Below are 17,158 nucleotides of genomic sequence, written 5' to 3' on the forward strand. Positions count from 1 at the left end.
AGCGACCGTCGCGCCGGCCCTGTGGAAAACCTCGCGGCCCGATGCGCCGTCCGGGGCAGGCTCGGGCCATGAGCTTCGCGAACCTCCCCGAGTCCTTCGACGACCTGCCGCTCGACGACCCCGCCCTGGCGGCCGACGTCGTCGACCTCTTCGTCGGCCACGACGACCGGCTCGGCGGCGCGGTGTGCCTCCTGCTGCTCGACGACGCGCTCCGGCTCCGCCAGCCCTGCGTCATCGGCGACGTCCCCGCCGATGCCGATCCCGGGCAGCTGGCAGCGTTCCTCACCGAGCTCGCGCGGATGGTCGCCGGCGACGGGGGTGCCGTCGTCTTCGCGCGCGGCCGCGACGGGTCGGTGCTGCTCACCGATGCCGACCGGGCGTGGCACGAGACGGTCATCGAGGCCTGCCGGGCCGGCGGCGCCCGGCTGGTCGGTGCCTACCTCGCGACCCCGGCCACCGTGCGTGCCTTCCCGGAGCCGCTGGGCGCGGTCGGCGACCTCGCCTCGTGAGCCGCTTCGGGCCGCGGGTCAGGACCGCTTCGACTCCGCCAGCCGCAGGAACTCCAGGTGCCGCTCGTAGTGGTCGAGGCAGTCGTGGATCACCTGGGCGTGGCCGTAGCCCATGATGTCGTAGCCCTGGCCGCCGTCGGCCAGATGCACCTCGAGCCGGGCGTAGGTGTCGCGGCTCTGGATCATCCGGCCGCCGTAGGTCGGCACCGGTGACATCTCGATCGCGACGCGGTAGACGAACACCGGGTCCTCCTGCGGGGTGCTCAGCGTCACCGTCGGGGTCTCGCCCTCGAGGTCGACCGCGCACGTCGTGACCACGTCGTGGCGGCACAGCTCCTCGGCGACCTCCGCCAGCGCTGGGGCCACGACGTCGCGCAGGTGCTCGAGGGCGTCCTCGCGGTCGACGAAGTTCGTGGCCCGCGCCAGGCGGCCCTTCCACGTCGCGGCCCGGTCCTCCTTGGGCGAGGCGCTGCGGGCCGAGATCAGCGCGTGCATCGTGTGGTCGCGGCTGTCGACGCGTCGGCCCTCGACCCGCAGGGCGCGCAGCAGCCCCACCATGACGAGGACGAGCACGACGGCGAAGGGCAGCCCGAAGATGATCGTCGCGTACTGGAGGGCCACGATCCCGCCGACGAGCAGCATCGCGATGGTCAGCAGGCCCGTGGCCGCGGCCCAGGTGATGCGGAGCCACGGCGCGCCGTCCTCGGTGATCGAGCCGAGCCGGCTCGTCAGGTTCGCCATGACGAGGGCCCCGGAGTCGGCCGAGGTGACGTAGAAGAGCAGGCCGACGAAGAACGCGAGCCCGATCGCGGCCTGCCCGGCCGGGTAGCCGGACAGCAGCTCGTAGAAGCCGATGCCGGTGAAGTCCTGGGCGGTCTCCGCGAACGCGGTGTCCCCGCCGCGGATCCGGTCGATGGCCGCGTTCCCGAAGATCGAGATCCACATGACGATGTAGAGGAACGGGATGATGAGCGTGCCGGCGACGAACTGCCGGATGGTGCGCCCGCGCGAGATCCGGGCGAGGAACAGGCCGACGAACGAGGCCCACGCCACCCACCAGGCCCAGAAGAACAGGGTCCAGTAGCCCATCCACTCGACGTTGTCGACGAACGGGAACGTCTCCATCGTCTTCGCGGGGAAGGTGCGCAGGAAGTCGCCGACGTTCGCGACCGTGGCGTTGAGCAGCATGCTCGTCTTGCCGGTCACGAGGACCCAGGCGGCGAGCCCCAGCGCGAGGATGACGTTGAGCTGGGACAGGAAGCGGATGCCCTTGTCGACCCCGGTCGTCGCCGAGATCGCGGCCATGACGACGGCGAGCACGGCGAGGGCCACCTGGGCGCCCGTGCCGACGCCCACGCCGAACAGCACGTTGAGCCCCACGTTGAGGAAGACGACACCGATGCCGAGCGAGGTGGCGACCCCGAAGATCGTGCCGAGGACGGCGGCGGTGTCGACGGCGTGGCCGAGCGGGCCGTCGATCCGCTTCCCGAGCACGGGGGCCAGCGCCGAGCGCACGGCGAGCGGCAGGTTGCGCCGGTAGCAGAAGTACCCGAGGGCGAGACCCATGAGCGCGTACATGCCCCAGCCGCTGATGCCGTAGTGGAACAGGGTCCAGACCGTCGCCTCACGCGCGGCCTCGACCGACTCGGGGGCCGCGGCGCCGGCCGGCGGGGCCATGTACTGCGTCGCCGGCTCGACGACGGAGAAGAACATCACGTCGGTGCCGATGCCGGCGGCGAAGAGCATCGAGGCCCACGCGAAGGTCGAGAACTCGGGCCGGGAGTGGTCGGGCCCGAGCCGGACGTGGCCGTACCGGGACAGGCCGAGGCCGATGACGAAGACGAGGACGGCCGTCGCGAGCAGGACGTAGAACCACCCGAACCACTCGGTGACCCAGCCCGTCACCGTGCCCAGCCCGCTCTCGGCGGAGGTGGGGCTGACCAGGGCCCACGTCGCCATGAGCAGGACGCCGGCGAGGGAGGCGATGAACACCGGCATCCGCACCGGCGCGCCGCCGAGGAAGCCGGGGCCGACCGGCGGAGGGGTCCGGTGGTCGGCGGCGGGGGCGTCGGTGGTGGTCATGGGCTCTCCTCGGCGACGGTGCGGCGGTCGGTCAGTGTCGGGTGGGCGGGTCGAGCGGGCTGCCGGCACGCAGGTCGTACCAGGGCGCGTCCGACGGCGGGAGCGGCGTGGCGCCGGTGATGAGGTCCGACGCCTTCTCGGCGAGCATCATCACGGGGGCGTAGATGTTGCCGTTCGTCACGTACGGCATCGCCGAGGCGTCGACGACGCGCAGGCCCTCGGTGCCGTAGACCCCCATCGTCGTGGGGTCGAGGACGGACAGGTCGTCGACGCCCATCCGGGCCGTGCAGCTGGGGTGCAGCGCGGTCTCGGCGTCGTCGCGCACCCAGTCGAGGATCTGCTCGTCGGTCTCGACCTGGGGCCCGGGCGAGATCTCGCCACCGTCGTACGGCGCGAGCGCCGGCTGGCGCATGATCTCGCGGGTGACCCGGATGGCCTCGACCCACTCGCGCCGGTCCTGGTCGGTCGAGAGGTAGTTGAACAGCAGGGCCGGCTTCTGCCGGGGGTCCGCGCTGCGGATGCGGCACGTACCGCGGGCGTCGGAGTACATCGGGCCGATGTGCACCTGGTAGCCGTGCCCCTCGATGGGGCTCGACCCGTCGTAGCGGATCGCGATCGGCAGGAAGTGGAACATGAGGTTGGGGTAGTCGACGTCGTCGTTGCTGCGGACGAAGCCGCCGCCCTCGAAGTGGTTCGTCGCACCGAGGCCCTTGCGGAAGAACAGCCAGTCGGCGGCCAGCTTGGGCCGGTTTCTGTACGCGAGCCCGGGGGCGATCGACACCGGCTGGGTGCATGCGTGCTGGATGTAGACCTCGAGGTGGTCCTGGAGGTTCTCGCCGACACCGCGTAGGCCCGAGACGACGTCGATGCCGAGCGGCCGGAGCAGCTCGGGGGCGCCGACGCCGGACAGCTGGAGCAGCTGCGGGGTGTTGATGGCGCCGCCGCAGAGGATGACCTCGCCGGCCCGCACCGTGTGCTTCCGGCCGAGGGCCGAACACTCGACCCCGACGGCGCGGGTGCCCTCGAAGAGGACGCGGGTCGTGAGCGCCAGCGTGCGCACGTGCAGGTTGGGACGGTCGATCACGGGGTGGAGGTAGGCGCGGGAGGCCGACAGCCGCCGGCCCCGGGAGACGTTGCGGTCGAACGGCGCGAAGCCCTCCTGCCGGTAGCCGTTGACGTCGGTGGTGCGGGGGTACCCGGCCTGCTCGGCCGCCGCGAAGAACGCGCCGAACAGCGGGTTCGTGGCGGGGCCACGCTCCATCCGCAGCGGCCCGTCGCCGCCGCGCCACTCGTCGGCGCCGGCGACGCAGGTCTCCATCCGCTTGAAGTAGGGCAGGCAGTGCGCGTAGTCCCAGTCCGCCATGCCCTCGTCGGCGCCCCAGCGCTCGTAGTCGCGGGGGTTGCCACGCTGGAAGATCATCCCGTTGATCGAGCTGGAGCCGCCGAGCACCTTGCCACGGGCGTGGTAGACCTTGCGCCCGTTCATGTGCGGCTCGGGCTCGGACTCGTACTGCCAGTCGTAGAAGCGGCTGCCGATGGGGAACGGCAGAGCAGCGGGCATGTGGATGAACGGGTCGATCCGGTAGTCCGAGCGGCCCGCCTCGAGGACGAGCACCGAGGTGCCGGGGTCGGCGGAGAGCCGGTTGGCGATGACGGAGCCGGCGCTGCCGCCGCCGACGACGACGACGTCGACCCGGTCGGGGACCTCGGCCAGCGTCGTCCGGTCGCGCAGCCGGGCCGCGACGTCGGCGGCACGCTCGGCGGCCTGGGCGAGGCGGCTCACGAGAACCACCCCGTGGGCGCCGGGTCGGTGTTCTCCCACACGTGCTTCAGCTCCTGGTACTCCTCGAGGCCGAGCTCACCGAGCTCGCGGCCGATGCCGGACTGCTTGTGACCGCCCCACTCGGCGGGGGCGACGTACGGGTGGTAGTCGTTGATCCAGACGGTGCCGAGGCGCAGGCGCCGGGCGACGCGCTGGGCCCGCTCTGCATCGGAGGTCCACACCGCGCCGGCGAGCCCGTAGATGGTGCCGTTGGCCAGGGCGACCGCCTCGTCCTCGGTGCGGAAGGTCTCGACGGTGAGCACCGGCCCGAACGACTCCTCCTGGACGACGTGCATGTCGACGCTGCACCGGTCGAGCACGGTCGGGAGGTAGTAGTAGCCGTCCGCGAGGGCCGGGTCGTCGGGTCGGGCTCCGCCGCACCGGAGCCGGGCGCCCTCCGCGACCCCCGTGGCGACGTAGTCCTCCACCTTCTTGAGGTGCTCGGCGCTGGTCAATGAGCCGGTCTGGGCATCCTCGTCGAAGGGCGGGCCCATCCGGATGGTCCTGGCGCGCTCGACGATGGTGTCGACGACCTCCTCGGCACAGGACTCCTCGACGAGCAGCCGGGCGCCCGCGGAGCAGACCTGGCCGGAGTGCAGGAACACCGCGGTCATCGCGTTGTCGATCGCGGCGTCGCGGGGAGCGTCGGCGAAGACGATGTTCGGGTTCTTGCCGCCGAGCTCGAGGGCGACGCGCTTGACCGTCTTGGCCGCCTCGGTCATGAGGTGCTTGCCGACGGCGAGGCTGCCGGTGAACGAGACCATGTCGACCCGGGGGTCGGTGGACAGCGGTGCGGCGCAACCGGGCCCGGTGCCGAGGACGAGGTTGGCGACGCCGGCGGGGACGCCGGCCTCCTCGATGGCGCGGACCATGAGGATCGTCGAGTGCGGCGTGATCTCGCTCGGCTTGAGCACGAAGGTGTTGCCGGCCAGGAGGCACGGGGCGACCTTCCAGCTCGCCTGCAGCAGAGGGTAGTTCCACGGCGTGATGAGCGAGCAGACCCCGATGGGCTCGCGGTCGACGCGGCTGACGACGCCCGGCTGCCCGGGGTCGACGGTGCGCGAGCGCTCGACGTCCTCGCCCTTGCCGGCGTAGTGCCGGAAGACACTGACGACGTCGGCGACGTCCAGCTTCGCCTCGGCGAAGCGCTTGCCGGTGTCGAGTGCCTCGGCGCGCGCGATCTCGTCGGTGTGCCGCTCGAGGATCTCGGCGATACGTCCGACGGCCGCGGCACGCTCGGTGGGTGGGGTGTCGCGCCACCGGCCGTCGTCGGCGGCCCGCCGGGCGGCGTCGATCGCGCGCAGGGTGTCGGTCTCGTCCGCCTCGTCGACGTCCCCGACGACGGTGCCGTCCGCTGGGCAGACGATGGTGCGCCGGCCGCCTGCCGCGGCTCCGCCCCAGATGCCGTCGATGTAGAGGTCGTCCATCGCGGTCCTTCCCGTTGTCGGTCAGGGCAAGTGCTCCACCTTGGCCGCATCGCGGCACAGCCGTCAAGGGTCGGAGAGTGCCGAGCACCCCGGGGCCGGCGGGCGTCCGTGGCGGCTACAGTCGACGTGCCTGATCTCCAGGCCGACGACCCCGGAAGAGGTGGGCATGGCGCGCATTCTCGTGACGGGGGCGACGGGCTACGTGGGGAGCCGGCTGGTGCCCGTCCTGCTCGAGCGCGGCCACGAGGTGCGCAGCACCACGAGCGACCTCGGCCGGGAGCAGCCCTGGTGGGGTGAGCGTGTCGAGACGGTGGTCATGGACGCGCTCGACGCCGCCCAGGTCGCGGCCGCCTGCGAGGGCATGGACGCCGTCTACTACCTGATCCACGGCATGGGCGGCGACGACTTCGCCCGCACCGACCGCCAGGCGGCGACCAACGTCGCGGACGCCGTGCGGGCGCGGGGCGTCGGCCGGGTCGTCTACCTGTCGGGCATCGTGCCGGACGTCGCGGACGACGAGCTCTCGGAGCACATCACGTCGCGTCGCGAGGTCGAGCGCATCCTCGGCGCGAGTCCCGCGACGGTGGTCGTGCTGCGCGCCGCGGTGCTGATGGGGAGCGGGTCCACGTCCTTCGAGATCATCCGGCAGGTCAGCCAGCGCATGCCGGTGCACACCGTCCCGACCTGGATGGGCTCGCTGGTGCAGCCGATCGCCGTCGTCGACGTGCTCGAGGCGCTGGTCGGAGCGCTGGACTACGAGGGCCCGTCGCGCCACTTCGACGTGGGCGGCCCGGACCGGCTGCCGTACGACGAGCTGCTCGACGCGTACACCGAGTACGCGGGGCTCGACCGGCCGCAGGTCGCCGTGCCCCTGTTGCCCACCTCGCTCGTCGGGACCCTGGTCGGCAGCCTCACCGATGTGCCCCGGCCCACGGTCGAGGCGCTCGTCGAGAGCCTGCGCCACGACATGGTCGCCGCGGACGACGACTTCCGGCGCCACCTCCTGCCCGAGGGGTACCGCCTCGTCGGGCTGGCCGAGGCCATCCGCCGCTCGCTGGCCGAGCGTGCCACGCAGCCCGAGGACGCCGACCCGATGGGGCCGCTCCCGCAGGACCCGGTGTGGGCCAGCGGCGGCGACGACCGGCCCGCCGTGGCGAAGGTCGTCGACGCGGTCAAGGACGTGCTGACCGACCCCTGACCCCGCAGCCACCCGGTCGCTATCGTCAGGACGATGGGGACGCTGGAGGAGACGGTCGACGGCGTTGCGGAGCGCACGGGGTTCTCCGGTGTCGTCCGGCTCGACCGCGGGGGAGTCACGGAGCTGTGCGCGGCCTACGGGCTCGCCGACCGGGCACACGGGGTCCGCAACACCGTCGAGACGCAGTTCGCGACCGCGAGCGGCTCCAAGGGTCTGACGGCGCTCGCCGTCCTCAGCCTGGTCGAGCAGGGGGTGCTGGCGCTCGGGACGACAGCACGCTCGCTGCTCGGCGACGACCTGCGGCTGGTCGCCGACGACGTGACGGTGGAGCACCTGCTGGCGCACCGGTCCGGGATCGGCGACTACCTCGACGAGGACGCCATCGAGGACATCGCCGACCACCTCATGCCGGTTCCGGTGCACGAGCTGGACACGACCGAGAGCTTCCTGCCGGTGCTCGACGGGCACGGCACCGTGTTCGCCGCGGGGGAGCGCTTCGCGTACAACAACGGCGGCTACGTGGTCCTCGCCCTGCTCGCCGAGCGGGCCAGCGGGGTCGGCTTCCACGAGCTGGTCCGCACGCTGGTGTGTGAGCCGGCCGGCATGGTCGACACCGCGTTCCTGCGGTCCGACGAGCTTCCCGGGCGGGCCGCCCGCGGCTACCTGCGCGCCGACGGTCTGCGCACGAACGTGCTCCACCTCCCGGTGCTCGGCAGCGGCGACGGTGGCGTCTACTCGACCGCTGCCGACCTCAGCGCGTTCTGGGACTCGTTCTTCGCCGGCCAGATCGTCTCGCCCGAGCTGGTCGCCGAGGCGGTGCGACCCCGCAGCGAGTGGCCGGCGGCGGCTGAGCGCTTCGGTCTCGGCTTCCATCTGCACCCGGCCGGGGATGCGGTGTGGCTCGAGGGCCACGACGCGGGCGTCTCGTTCGCCAGCCTGCACCAGCCCTCGGCAGCCGTCACGTACACCGTCGTCTCCAACTGGTCCGAGGGCGCCTGGCCGATCCGCAGGCTGCTGGACGAGCGGCTCAGCGGCTGACGCGGCACTCGTGCGGCTGAGCCGCGTCGACGGGGTTGTCGGCGGCGGACCGGGAAACACCCGCGTCCCGCGCCGACAACCCGGTCCTCGCGGAGCGACGAGCGGCGGTCAGCACTCGATGACGTTGACGGCGAGGCCGCCGCGCGCGGTCTCCTTGTACTTGACCTTCATGTCGCGGCCCGTGTCGCGCATCGTCTTGATGGCCTTGTCGAGGCTGACAATGTTGCGTCCGTCGCCGCGCAGCGCGATCCGCGCGGCGGTGATGGCCTTGACCGAGGCGACCGCGTTGCGCTCGATGCACGGGATCTGGACGAGCCCGCCCACCGGGTCGCACGTCAGGCCCAGGTTGTGCTCGATGCCGATCTCGGCGGCGTTCTCGACCTGCTTCGGGGTGCCGCCGAGCACCTCGGTGAGCGCGCCGGCGGCCATCGAGCACGCCGAGCCGACCTCGCCCTGGCAGCCGACCTCGGCGCCGGAGATCGAGGCGTTCTCCTTGTACAGGGTGCCGATGGCGGCTGCGGTGAGGAGGAAGCGGACGACGCCCTCGTCGTCGGCGCCGGGCACGAAGCGCCGGTAGTAGTGCAGGACCGCCGGGATGATGCCGGCGGCGCCGTTGGTCGGGGCCGTGACGATGCGCCCGCCGCTGGCGTTCTCCTCGTTGACGGCGAGGGCGTACAGGGTGACCCAGTCCATCGCCGCGAGCGGGTCGCCGGGGTGCTCCTGGCGCAGCTGGCGCGCGAGCCGGGGTGCGCGGCGCTGGACCTTGAGCCCACCGGGCAGCACGCCGTCGGTGGCGCAGCCCGCGACGACGCACTCCTGCATCACCGACCACAGGTGCAGCAGGCCGTCGCGCACCTCCTGCTCGGTGCGCCACGAGGTCTCGTTGGCGAGCATGACGCCGCTGACCGGCAGCCCGCTCTCCTCGCACCGGGCGAGCAGCTGGTCGCCGGTGGTGAAGGGGTACCGGACGGGGGTGTGGTCGGGCACGATCTCGCCCTGTCCGACCTCGTCCTCGTCGAGGACGAAGCCGCCGCCGACGGAGTAGTACTCGCGGGTGCGCAGGGGCTCCTCGCCGTCGGTGGGCTCGGCGGAGGCCCACGCCGTGAACCGCATCCCGTTGCTGTGGAACGGCAGGGAGGCTCGGCGGTGCAGGACCACGTCGGTGTCGGGGTCGCAGGCGATGTCGTGGGTACCGCCGAGGTGCAGCACGCGGGAGGCGCGCACGTCGTCGACGCGCCCCTCGGCGGCGCGCGGGTCGGTGGACTCGGGCGCCTCGCCCTCGAGGCCGAGCAGCACGGCCTTGACCGAGCCGTGCCCGTGGCCGGTGGCGCCGAGCGAGCCGAACAGCTCACCCCGCACCCGGCCGACGCGCTCGAGCAGCCCGTCGGTCCGCAACCCCGCGACGAAGGTGTGCGCGGCCCGCATCGGGCCGACGGTGTGCGAGCTGGAGGGCCCGATGCCCACGGAGAAGAGGTCGAACGATGAGATGGCCATGGCGGGGCCAGTGTGCCACCCCGCGGCGCGCCCTGGGGACGGGTGAACGGCCGCGTCGGAGCCAGCCGCTACCGTCGAGGACGTGACGACGACGGGGGAGCAGGCCGGGCCGCAGCAGGCGGCGTTCCCCGGCATGCCCGAGCCGCTGTGGGGCGGCAGCCCGAGCAAGCTGCTCACCTTCCTCGACTGCCCGCGCCGCTACCGGATGGCCTACCTCGACCGGCCGCGGCCCCCGGCGCGGCCGCAGCGGGCGCACACCTCGCTCGGCATCGCCGTGCACAACGCCCTGCGCGACATCTGGGACCAGCCCGACCGGTCCCCGCAGTCCGGCGGGCGCCTCGTCGACAAGGCCTGGATCGACGTCGGCTTCCGCGACGGCGACCAGTCCCGGCGGTTCAAGGCGCGGATGCGCGAGGCCGTCACCGCCTACCTCGAGGCCGCCGGCCCGACCCCCCGGCCCATCGGCATCGAGCGCACCGTCTCGTTCGTCAGCGACGACCTGCGCATCCAGGGCCGCATCGACCGGCTCGACGACCGTGACGGCGAGCTCGTCGTCGTCGACTACAAGACCTCCCGGCAGGTCTCCACCGAGGACGAGGCGCGCACCTCCCTGCCGATGGCGCTGTACGCCGCTGCGGTGTGGAAGATGTTCCGGCGCCCGGTGCGCCGCGTCGAGCTGCACCACGTGCCGTCGGGCACCATCGCGGCCCACGAGCACACGGGGGAGTCCATCGGCCGGCACGTCGAGCGGGCCCGCTCGATCATGCGGGACGCCCGCCGCGCCGACGCCGACTACGCGCGCAACGGGGTGGAGTCGACGATGTTCCCCGCGGTCACCGGGCCGCTGTGCGGGTGGTGCGACCTGCGCGCCCACTGCCCCGAGGGGCAGGCCGCCGGGCCCGAGAAGTCCGACTGGGCCGCGCTCGACGACGACTGACCGCGGACAGTCGCGGGGCCGAGGGTCAGCCCAGCTCGTCGAGCACGGCCGGCAGCACCTCGTGCATGTCGCCGATCACGGCGTAGTCGGCCTTGGTCACCATCGGCGCCTCGGCGTCGGTGTTGACGGCGATGATCGTCCGGCTCGACGCGCACCCGGCCCAGTGCTGGATGGAGCCGGAGATGCCGCACGCGAGATAGAGGTCGGGCGCGATCCGGGAGCCGGTCTGCCCCACCTGCTCGTGGTGCGGCCGCCAGCCGAGCGAGGTGACGACGCGCGAGACCCCCACCGCGCCGCCGAGCCGCTCCGCGAGGGCGTCGACCGCGGCGAAGCCGTCCGGGCCGCCGGCCCCACGCCCGGCGCCGACGACCACCCGTGCGCCGGCGAGCCCGGCGCTGTCGCCCTTCTCGCGCCGCTCGACCCGCACCACCTGGGCCCGCATGTCGCGGGGGTCCACGGGAACGGCGAGCGGCGAGACCCGCGCCTCGCCCGGAGTCGCCGCAGGGGAGGGCTCGACCGCGTGGCCGGCCATCGTCAGGAGCCGGACCCGGCTCGAGACGGTGGCCCGTTCGAGCGCGGCGCCGCCGACCACCTGGCGCTCGACGACCAGCGGGGCGAGCGAGGTCACGGACACGACGTTGGCGGCCATCTGCAGGCCCCGGCGGGCGGCGACGTGGGCGAGCACCTCGTTGCCCCGCCCGGTGCCCGGGGCGACGACGAGGTCGGCCCGGGCGGCCCGGCCGGCGGCCTCGACGACCGCGGCCCAGGCCGCCGCCGCGTACCGGTCGAGCGCCGGGTCGACCGCTTCGTGGACCACGGCGACCCCGGCATCCCGGCAGTCGGCGACGGTCGCGGCGGAGGCCGCCCCGACGACGACCGCGTGCACGTCGCCGGCGCCGAGGGCGCGCGCGAAGGTCAGCGCCTCACGAGACACGAGCGAGGTGCGGCCCTCCTCGACCTCGACGAGCACGAGCACGCTCATCGCTGCACCACCTTGAGCTCGCGGAGCACCGCGACGAGGGCCGGCGCGGCGGCGGCGCCCTCGCCGAGGACGGTGACCTGGCTGGGCGGCGGCTCGGGGACGACGAGCGCCTCGCGGCCCGACCCCGCCGGGCTGCCGGACCACGTGCGGGTCTCGACCTCGGCCTTCTTCGCCCGCATCCGGCCCATGACGCTGGGGTACCGCGGGGTGACGCCACCCTCGAGGACCGTGGCGACGGCGGGCAGGGTCACCTCGTACACCTCGGTGCCCTCGGGACCCTCGCCGCGCAGGGTCGCGACGTCGCCGTCGACCTCGACGGTCTGGATGCCCGCCACGACCGGGCGGTCGAGCAGGTACGAGAGCCGCACCCCCACCTGGAAGTCGCCGGTGTCGGCGGCGTCGTTGCCGAGCAGGACGAGGTCGTACGTCGTGCCGGCGGCCTGCCGGGCCTGAACCGCCTCGGCGATCGCCGCCGCCACGTCGGCCGGCCCGAGCAGGTCGGAGTCGGCCTCGACGAGGATGCCGTCGGTGCCGCCGACGGCCAGCGCGGCGCGGATCTGCTCGATGCTCTCCGGCGGGCCGACCGACAGCACGGTGACCGTCCCCTCGCTGGCCTCGGCGACGGCGACGGCCAGGGCGACGGCGGCCTCCTCGTGCGGGCTCGTCGTGTAGCCGGCGAACCGGCCGTCGACGCGCATCCCGTCGGGGGTCAGGACGACCTCGCCGGTGGGGTCGGGCACGCGCTTGACGCAGACGAGGACGTTGCTCACGCCAGCCCCCGGATCCGCTCGTTCCCGGGGTCGAACAGCGGGGTGGCGTCCACGGCGGCCACCGTCACCGGGTACAGCTCCTCCATGTACGAGACCGCGAGCTCGTTGCCGAGCACCGCCGCGTCGGGTGGCAGGAACGCCATGAGCACGTGCTTGCCGAGGCTCGGGGCGGACCCGGCGGTCGTGACGTAGGGGTGCCGGCCGTGGCCGTCGGTGAGGGTGCCGCCGTCCCGGGTGAGGATCGGCTCGCCGCCGAGCATGTAGCGCTTTCTCCCGCTCGCGGAGGTGTGGTCGTCGACGGTCAGGGAGCAGAGCACCGTCTTCGGGGGCTCGCCGGCCTGGGCGAGCACGGCGTCCTTGCCGAGGAAGTCCTGGTCCTTCCACTTCGCCCGGGACATGCCGGTCTCCATGAGCGTGCGCTCGGTGTCGAGCTCGGTGCCGTAGGCGCGGTAGCCCTTCTCGAGGCGGCCGGTGGTGCCGTAGACGCCGATGCCGACCGGGACCATCCCGTGCGGCGTCCCGGCCTCGAGCAGCCGGGCCCACAGCGCGGCCCCGGCCTCCATCGGGGTGTAGAGCTCCCAGCCGAACTCCCCGACGTAGGAGATGCGGGAGGCGAGGACGTGCAGGCCGCCGACCTCGATCTCCCGGCAGCTGCCGAAGCCGAGGCCCGACGGCGAGAGGTCTGCGTCGGTGACCGACGAGACGATGTCGAGGGCCCGCGGGCCCCACAGGCCGATGGTCGTCCAGCTCGAGGTGAGGTCGACGACGACCGCGCCGCCGTCCTCGGGCATCCGGTCGGCGAACCACTTCTTGTCGGCCATGCCGTGCGCGCCGCCGGTGACGACCCGGAACCGGTCGTGCGCCAGCCGCATGACGGTGAGGTCGGACCGGAAGCCGCCGCGCTCGTCGAGGACGGGGGTGTAGACGACGCGCCCGACGCGCACGTCGGCCTGGGCGACGATGATCCGCTGGACGGCCTCGAGGGCGCGCGGCCCGACGACGTCGAAGATCGCGAACGCCGAGAGGTCGACGAGCCCGGCGGCCTCGCGCATCCGCAGGTGCTCGGCGTTGATGACCGGGCTCCACCAGCGGGCGTCCCACTCGTGCTCGCGCGGCATGCAGGCGTCGCCGTACTCCTCGACGAGACCGGCGTTGGACTCGTACCAGTGCGGGCGCTCCCAGCCGGCGGTCTCGAAGAACACGGCGCCGAGGTCCCGCTGGGAGGCGTGCATCGGCGCCAGCCGGACGTTGCGGTTGCTCGACCACTGCTCGCCCGGGTGGACGATGCCGTAGGTCTTGTTGAACGCCTCGGAGGTGCGCGCCCTGACGTGGGCGCGGGTGCGCTGGTGCGGGTGGAAGCGGGCGATGTCGCTGTGCCCGAGGTCGATCTCGGGGTTGCCGTGGGTCATCCACTCGGCGACGGCGCGGGCGGTGCCGGGGCCCTCCTTGATCCAGACGGCGGCGGCCGACCACAGGCCCTTGACCTCGGGGGTCTCGCCGAGGATCGGGTAGCCGTCGGGCGTCAGCGAGAGCAGCCCGTTGATGGCGTAGCGGATCTCGGCGCGCTCGTCGCCGAGCAGCTCGGGCATCAGCTCGAGGGCCTGCTCGAGCTGGGGGTCGAAGTCGTCCTCGGTGAACGGCATCTCGGTCGGGGAGAGCTTGGCCTGCTCGATCGAGGGGATGTCGTCGGGGTCCCAGAGGATCGGGCGGTGGGCGTACGAGCCGACCTCCATGTCGGAGCCGTGCTGGCGCTCGTAGCAGAAGGTGTCCATGTCGCGCACGATCGGGTAGCTGATCTCGCCCGGTCGCTCCGCGAGGACCTCGCACGGGCCGACCGAGATCATCTGGTGCACCGCCGGGGTGAGCGGGATGTGCGCGCCGGCCATCCGGGCGATCCGCGGGCTCCACACCCCGCAGGCGACGACGACGGTGTCGGCCTCGATCCGGCCCTGGTTCGTCTCGACCGCGCGGATCCGGCCGTCGACGACCTCCATCCCGGTGACCTCGACGTTCGGGACGGTCGTCAGCGCGCCGCGCTCGACGGCCCGCTCGCGGAAGATCGTGCCGGCTCGGAGGCTGTCGACCACCCCGACGGTCGGGAACCAGGCGGCGCCGATGATGACGCTCGGGTCGAGGAAGGGGACCTTCTCGGCGACCTGCTCGGGGGTGACCAGCTCGGCGGGGATGCCCCACGCCTTGGCGCTGCTCATCCGGCGGCGCAGCTCCTCCATCCGCTCCTCGGTGCGGGCCACCTCGTAGCCGCCGGACTGGGTGAACACCCCGAGCTCCTCGTACTGGCGCACCGAGTCGAGGGTGATGTCGGCGAACTCGCGGGAGTGGTCGACCGGGAAGATGAAGTTGCTCGCGTGGCCGGTGGAGCCGCCGGGGTTGGGCAGCGGCCCCTTGTCGAGCTGGACGATGTCGGTCCAGCCGAGCTCGGCGAGGTGGTGGACGAGGGAGTTCCCGACGATGCCCGCACCGATGACGACGCAGCGGGCGGAGGAGGGGAGGGGGGCCATGGGCGGGTCCTTCCTGGCACTCGTCGCGGTGCGTAATACGCAACGCGACGCTCATCGTGCAACACGAGGGTCCAGCATGGCAGAGCGAGCTGGGCATGCCAAGGACCTGTCCACCCTGGGGGACAGGGGTCGCAGGGCCCGGGCTCAGCGGCCGGCGGGGCCGGGGGAGAGCCGCCCGGAGACCTCGGCGGCCGCGGCGCAGACGGCCGTCGCGACCTCCGCCACCCGGGCCCGGTCGAACCGGAAGGTGGGGCCCGAGACGCTGACCGACGCGACGATGTCGCCGCGGGCGTCGCGCACCGGCGCGGCCACGGCCGTGAGTCCCACGTCGAGCTCGTCGACGGCGATCGCCCAGCCGCGCTCGCGGACCTCGGCGAGCTGGGCGTCGAGGGCGGCGCGGTCGGTGAGCGTCGCGGGCGTGTACCCGGTGAGGTCGCCGAGCACCCGGCCGAGCTCGGGGTCCGTCAGCTCGCTGACGAGGACCTTGCCGTTGCTCGTGGCGTGCAGCGGGATGTGCTGCCCGACCCAGTTGTACGACGACAGGTTCGAGGCGCCCGAGACCTGGTCGACGTAGAGCGCCGCTCCGCCGGCGAGCACGGCGAGGTTGACGGTCTCGCCGGTCTGCGAGGCGAGGCGGCGGACGACGGGCCGGGCCTCCTGCACGAGGTCGGGCCGGGCGCTCGTGGCCCCCGCGAGCTTGAGGATGCCCACGCCCAGCCGGTACCGCCCGCGCTCCTCGACCTGCTCGACGAGGCGCCGGCGTTCGAGCGCCGCCACCAGCCGGCTGGCGGTGGACTTGTGGACGCCGAGCTCCTGGGCCAGCTGCGTGATGCCGGCCTGCCCGTGCAGGGCCAGCAGCTCGAGGATCGTCACGGCCCGGTCGACGGACTGGACCGTGCTGCCGCCCTCCGGACCCGTGGTGCGCATGACGCAACGGTAGCGAAGAGCGCAACCGGGAGCCGCAGCGTCCGCTGCCGGTGGTGGAGCCCTCGGTAGCGTCGTTCAGCGCTCGAGGACGTCGTTGATCGCATCGACCACGACGCCGGGGTCGCTCAGGTACAGCTCGTGTCCCGCTCCGGCCTGGGTGAACGAGCCTTGCGGCCAGCCTTCGCTGAGGGACTTGGTGATCTCGACGTACGCAGGGTAGGTACGGCCGCAGATGTCGTCGGGGCTCTCACACTGCTTGCTGCTGGACACCACCATGTGGAACGGGACCCCATCGGGTGCGGGCGTCGACGCGATCTGCTGGCTGATCTGACGGAAGTCGAAGGCCTCGCTGCTTCCGGTGCCGCCGAAGTACGCGGTCTCGTCGTCCCGCTCCGACGCCGTCATCTCGGGGAATGCGCGTTCGGCCCATTCGTCCCAGGGTGGGACCGGGTTCAGCGCGACGACTCCGGCGACGTCCGCGGGGTGGGTCTTGGCGTACGCCTGGACGAGCATCCCACCGGCGGAGCTCCCGACCAGGACGTACGGCGCCGGCACCTTCGCCGCGGCGAGGAGGCCGTGCAGGTCCGTCACCACGTCAGGGTGGCGTCGCGGCAGCGGCGCTCCCGAGTCGCTCCCCCCGGTGTTGGCGCGGTCGTAGGAGCAGACGCGCACTCGATCGGAGAACTCGCTCTCGACGACCTCGCCCATCTCCGACGAGGGAACTCCGTCCCCGGCCTCGAGGACGACGGTGGGAGACCCTGTGCCCGTGCACTCGAGGTTGAGCCGACGGGCTCCGACGGAGAAGGTGCCCGTGATCGAGCCGTCAGGTGCCGCAGCGCCGGAGCCGCTCCGGCTGGGCGACATCGGTGGGCCCGACGTCGATGGATCCGGATCGCCAGGCGGTGTCGGCTCGGGACCTGAAGAACACGCTCCGAGGGCCAGGACCGAAGCCACGATCACGACGAGCGTCTTCATCGTGTTCCCCTGACGTCCGCAGTTGTCCGACGTGCTCAAGGTCGCAGGGGTTCGGGTCCCTGGCAAGGTCTTTACCGCACCCCCCGCAGCGCGTCGCTACGCCGGCAGCTCGTCGGCGCTCAGACGCCGCGCCTCCTCGGTGACGAGGATGCGTGTGATCGGGGCTCCGGCCAGCGCGGGGCTGTTCGCGGGCGTCGACCACACCCGGGTCCGCAGCATCTCGAGGAAGGCCTGGGCCTCCTCGCCGGAGTCGAAGTCGAGGTCCACGATGACGTACTGCGCGTCGTCGACGGGACGCCTGATGAGGTAGCCACGGGCCCCGGCCGCGGCGCGCATGTCGGCGAACCGGTCGAACGCCCCCTTCCAGACGGTGTAGTCGGTGATCTTGTGCTCGATGCGTAGGGTCTTCATGCACCGAGCATGGGTCGCGACGTGGACCGAGCGACATCCCAGATGTCTGGGGTGTTTCCGCCCGCTA

Annotated in this window: 14 protein-coding genes; 4 read left to right on the forward strand and 10 right to left on the reverse strand. The window is 72.9% G+C overall.

Annotated features, from left to right (window positions below; all coding sequences use genetic code 11):
* Positions 1 to 68 precede the first annotated feature (68 nt).
* Positions 69 to 509: a hypothetical protein gene (locus Q0963_RS00430; protein WP_299440835.1), complete on the forward strand. Its 441-nt coding sequence runs from the start codon at positions 69 to 71 to the stop codon at positions 507 to 509.
* A gap of 18 nt (positions 510 to 527) precedes the next feature.
* Here the strand turns inward: Q0963_RS00430 and betT are convergent, their stop codons facing one another.
* From betT to Q0963_RS00445, 3 genes are all read right to left on the reverse strand, one after another.
* Positions 528 to 2,591, reverse strand: a complete 2,064-nt coding sequence (gene betT, locus Q0963_RS00435; RefSeq protein WP_299440838.1) for a choline BCCT transporter BetT — start codon at positions 2,589 to 2,591, stop codon at positions 528 to 530.
* Between the two features lie 31 nt (positions 2,592 to 2,622).
* The gene (betA, locus tag Q0963_RS00440) at positions 2,623 to 4,305 is read right to left on the reverse strand and encodes a choline dehydrogenase (RefSeq protein ID WP_299442407.1); all 1,683 of its coding nucleotides are present in this window, start codon (positions 4,303 to 4,305) and stop codon (positions 2,623 to 2,625) included.
* Positions 4,306 to 4,370: 65 nt separating this feature from the next.
* Positions 4,371 to 5,840, reverse strand: coding sequence for an aldehyde dehydrogenase family protein (locus tag Q0963_RS00445; RefSeq protein WP_299440841.1), 1,470 nt, complete (start codon positions 5,838 to 5,840; stop codon positions 4,371 to 4,373).
* 166 nt (positions 5,841 to 6,006) lie between these two features.
* On the opposite strand from Q0963_RS00445, the gene Q0963_RS00450 reads away from it, so the two are divergent.
* Entirely contained in the window at positions 6,007 to 7,038 is a 1,032-nt protein-coding gene (locus Q0963_RS00450; protein ID WP_299440844.1) for an NAD(P)H-binding protein, read from the forward strand.
* 33 nt (positions 7,039 to 7,071) lie between these two features.
* A complete protein-coding gene (locus Q0963_RS00455) occupies positions 7,072 to 8,076 on the forward strand; it encodes a serine hydrolase (protein ID WP_299440847.1) in 1,005 nt (334 codons plus the stop codon).
* A 108-nt stretch (positions 8,077 to 8,184) separates the two neighbouring features.
* On the opposite strand, the gene Q0963_RS00460 is transcribed toward Q0963_RS00455, so the two are convergent.
* Positions 8,185 to 9,570 carry an L-serine ammonia-lyase gene (locus tag Q0963_RS00460; protein WP_299440850.1) on the reverse strand — a complete coding sequence of 462 codons (1,386 nt, stop codon included), beginning with the start codon at positions 9,568 to 9,570 and terminating at the stop codon, positions 8,185 to 8,187.
* An 82-nt stretch (positions 9,571 to 9,652) separates the two neighbouring features.
* Here Q0963_RS00460 and Q0963_RS00465 point away from each other — a divergent pair, with 82 nt between their 5' ends.
* Entirely contained in the window at positions 9,653 to 10,507 is an 855-nt protein-coding gene (locus Q0963_RS00465; protein WP_299440853.1) for a PD-(D/E)XK nuclease family protein, read from the forward strand.
* A 25-nt stretch (positions 10,508 to 10,532) separates the two neighbouring features.
* On the opposite strand, the gene Q0963_RS00470 is transcribed toward Q0963_RS00465, so the two are convergent.
* From Q0963_RS00470 to Q0963_RS00495, 6 genes are all read right to left on the reverse strand, one after another.
* Positions 10,533 to 11,489, reverse strand: coding sequence for an electron transfer flavoprotein subunit alpha/FixB family protein (locus Q0963_RS00470; RefSeq protein WP_299440856.1), 957 nt, complete (start codon positions 11,487 to 11,489; stop codon positions 10,533 to 10,535).
* Entirely contained in the window at positions 11,486 to 12,259 is a 774-nt protein-coding gene (locus Q0963_RS00475) for an electron transfer flavoprotein subunit beta/FixA family protein (protein ID WP_299440859.1), read from the reverse strand. Before Q0963_RS00475 ends, Q0963_RS00470 begins: the two co-directional genes overlap by 4 nt.
* Positions 12,256 to 14,778, reverse strand: a complete 2,523-nt coding sequence (locus Q0963_RS00480; RefSeq protein ID WP_299440862.1) for an FAD-dependent oxidoreductase — start codon at positions 14,776 to 14,778, stop codon at positions 12,256 to 12,258. Before Q0963_RS00480 ends, Q0963_RS00475 begins: the two co-directional genes overlap by 4 nt.
* 144 nt (positions 14,779 to 14,922) lie before the next feature.
* Entirely contained in the window at positions 14,923 to 15,705 is a 783-nt protein-coding gene (locus tag Q0963_RS00485; RefSeq protein ID WP_299440865.1) for an IclR family transcriptional regulator, read from the reverse strand.
* A gap of 75 nt (positions 15,706 to 15,780) precedes the next feature.
* Positions 15,781 to 16,569 (reverse strand): alpha/beta fold hydrolase, encoded by a 789-nt coding sequence (locus Q0963_RS00490; protein ID WP_299440868.1) that lies wholly within the window; start codon positions 16,567 to 16,569, stop codon positions 15,781 to 15,783.
* 207 nt (positions 16,570 to 16,776) lie between these two features.
* Positions 16,777 to 17,091 (reverse strand): hypothetical protein, encoded by a 315-nt coding sequence (locus tag Q0963_RS00495; protein ID WP_299440871.1) that lies wholly within the window; start codon positions 17,089 to 17,091, stop codon positions 16,777 to 16,779.
* Positions 17,092 to 17,158 lie beyond the last annotated feature (67 nt).

The sequence above is a fragment of the uncultured Phycicoccus sp. genome (genome assembly GCF_947495705.1).
In the GTDB taxonomy this organism is placed as follows: Bacteria; Actinomycetota; Actinomycetes; order Actinomycetales; family Dermatophilaceae; genus Phycicoccus.

Coding starts and splice junctions, on each gene's coding strand:
- Q0963_RS00430 (WP_299440835.1), top strand. CDS start 69: ATGAGCTTCGCGAACCTCCCCGAGTCCTTCGACGACCTGCCGCTCGAC.
- Q0963_RS00495 (WP_299440871.1), bottom strand. CDS start 17,091: ATGAAGACCCTACGCATCGAGCACAAGATCACCGACTACACCGTCTGG.
- Q0963_RS00450 (WP_299440844.1), top strand. CDS start 6,007: ATGGCGCGCATTCTCGTGACGGGGGCGACGGGCTACGTGGGGAGCCGG.
- Q0963_RS00485 (WP_299440865.1), bottom strand. CDS start 15,705: ATGCGCACCACGGGTCCGGAGGGCGGCAGCACGGTCCAGTCCGTCGAC.
- Q0963_RS00480 (WP_299440862.1), bottom strand. CDS start 14,778: ATGGCCCCCCTCCCCTCCTCCGCCCGCTGCGTCGTCATCGGTGCGGGC.
- Q0963_RS00470 (WP_299440856.1), bottom strand. CDS start 11,489: ATGAGCGTGCTCGTGCTCGTCGAGGTCGAGGAGGGCCGCACCTCGCTC.
- betT (WP_299440838.1), bottom strand. CDS start 2,591: ATGACCACCACCGACGCCCCCGCCGCCGACCACCGGACCCCTCCGCCG.
- Q0963_RS00455 (WP_299440847.1), top strand. CDS start 7,072: ATGGGGACGCTGGAGGAGACGGTCGACGGCGTTGCGGAGCGCACGGGG.
- Q0963_RS00460 (WP_299440850.1), bottom strand. CDS start 9,570: ATGGCCATCTCATCGTTCGACCTCTTCTCCGTGGGCATCGGGCCCTCC.
- Q0963_RS00490 (WP_299440868.1), bottom strand. CDS start 16,569: ATGTCGCCCAGCCGGAGCGGCTCCGGCGCTGCGGCACCTGACGGCTCG.
- Q0963_RS00445 (WP_299440841.1), bottom strand. CDS start 5,840: ATGGACGACCTCTACATCGACGGCATCTGGGGCGGAGCCGCGGCAGGC.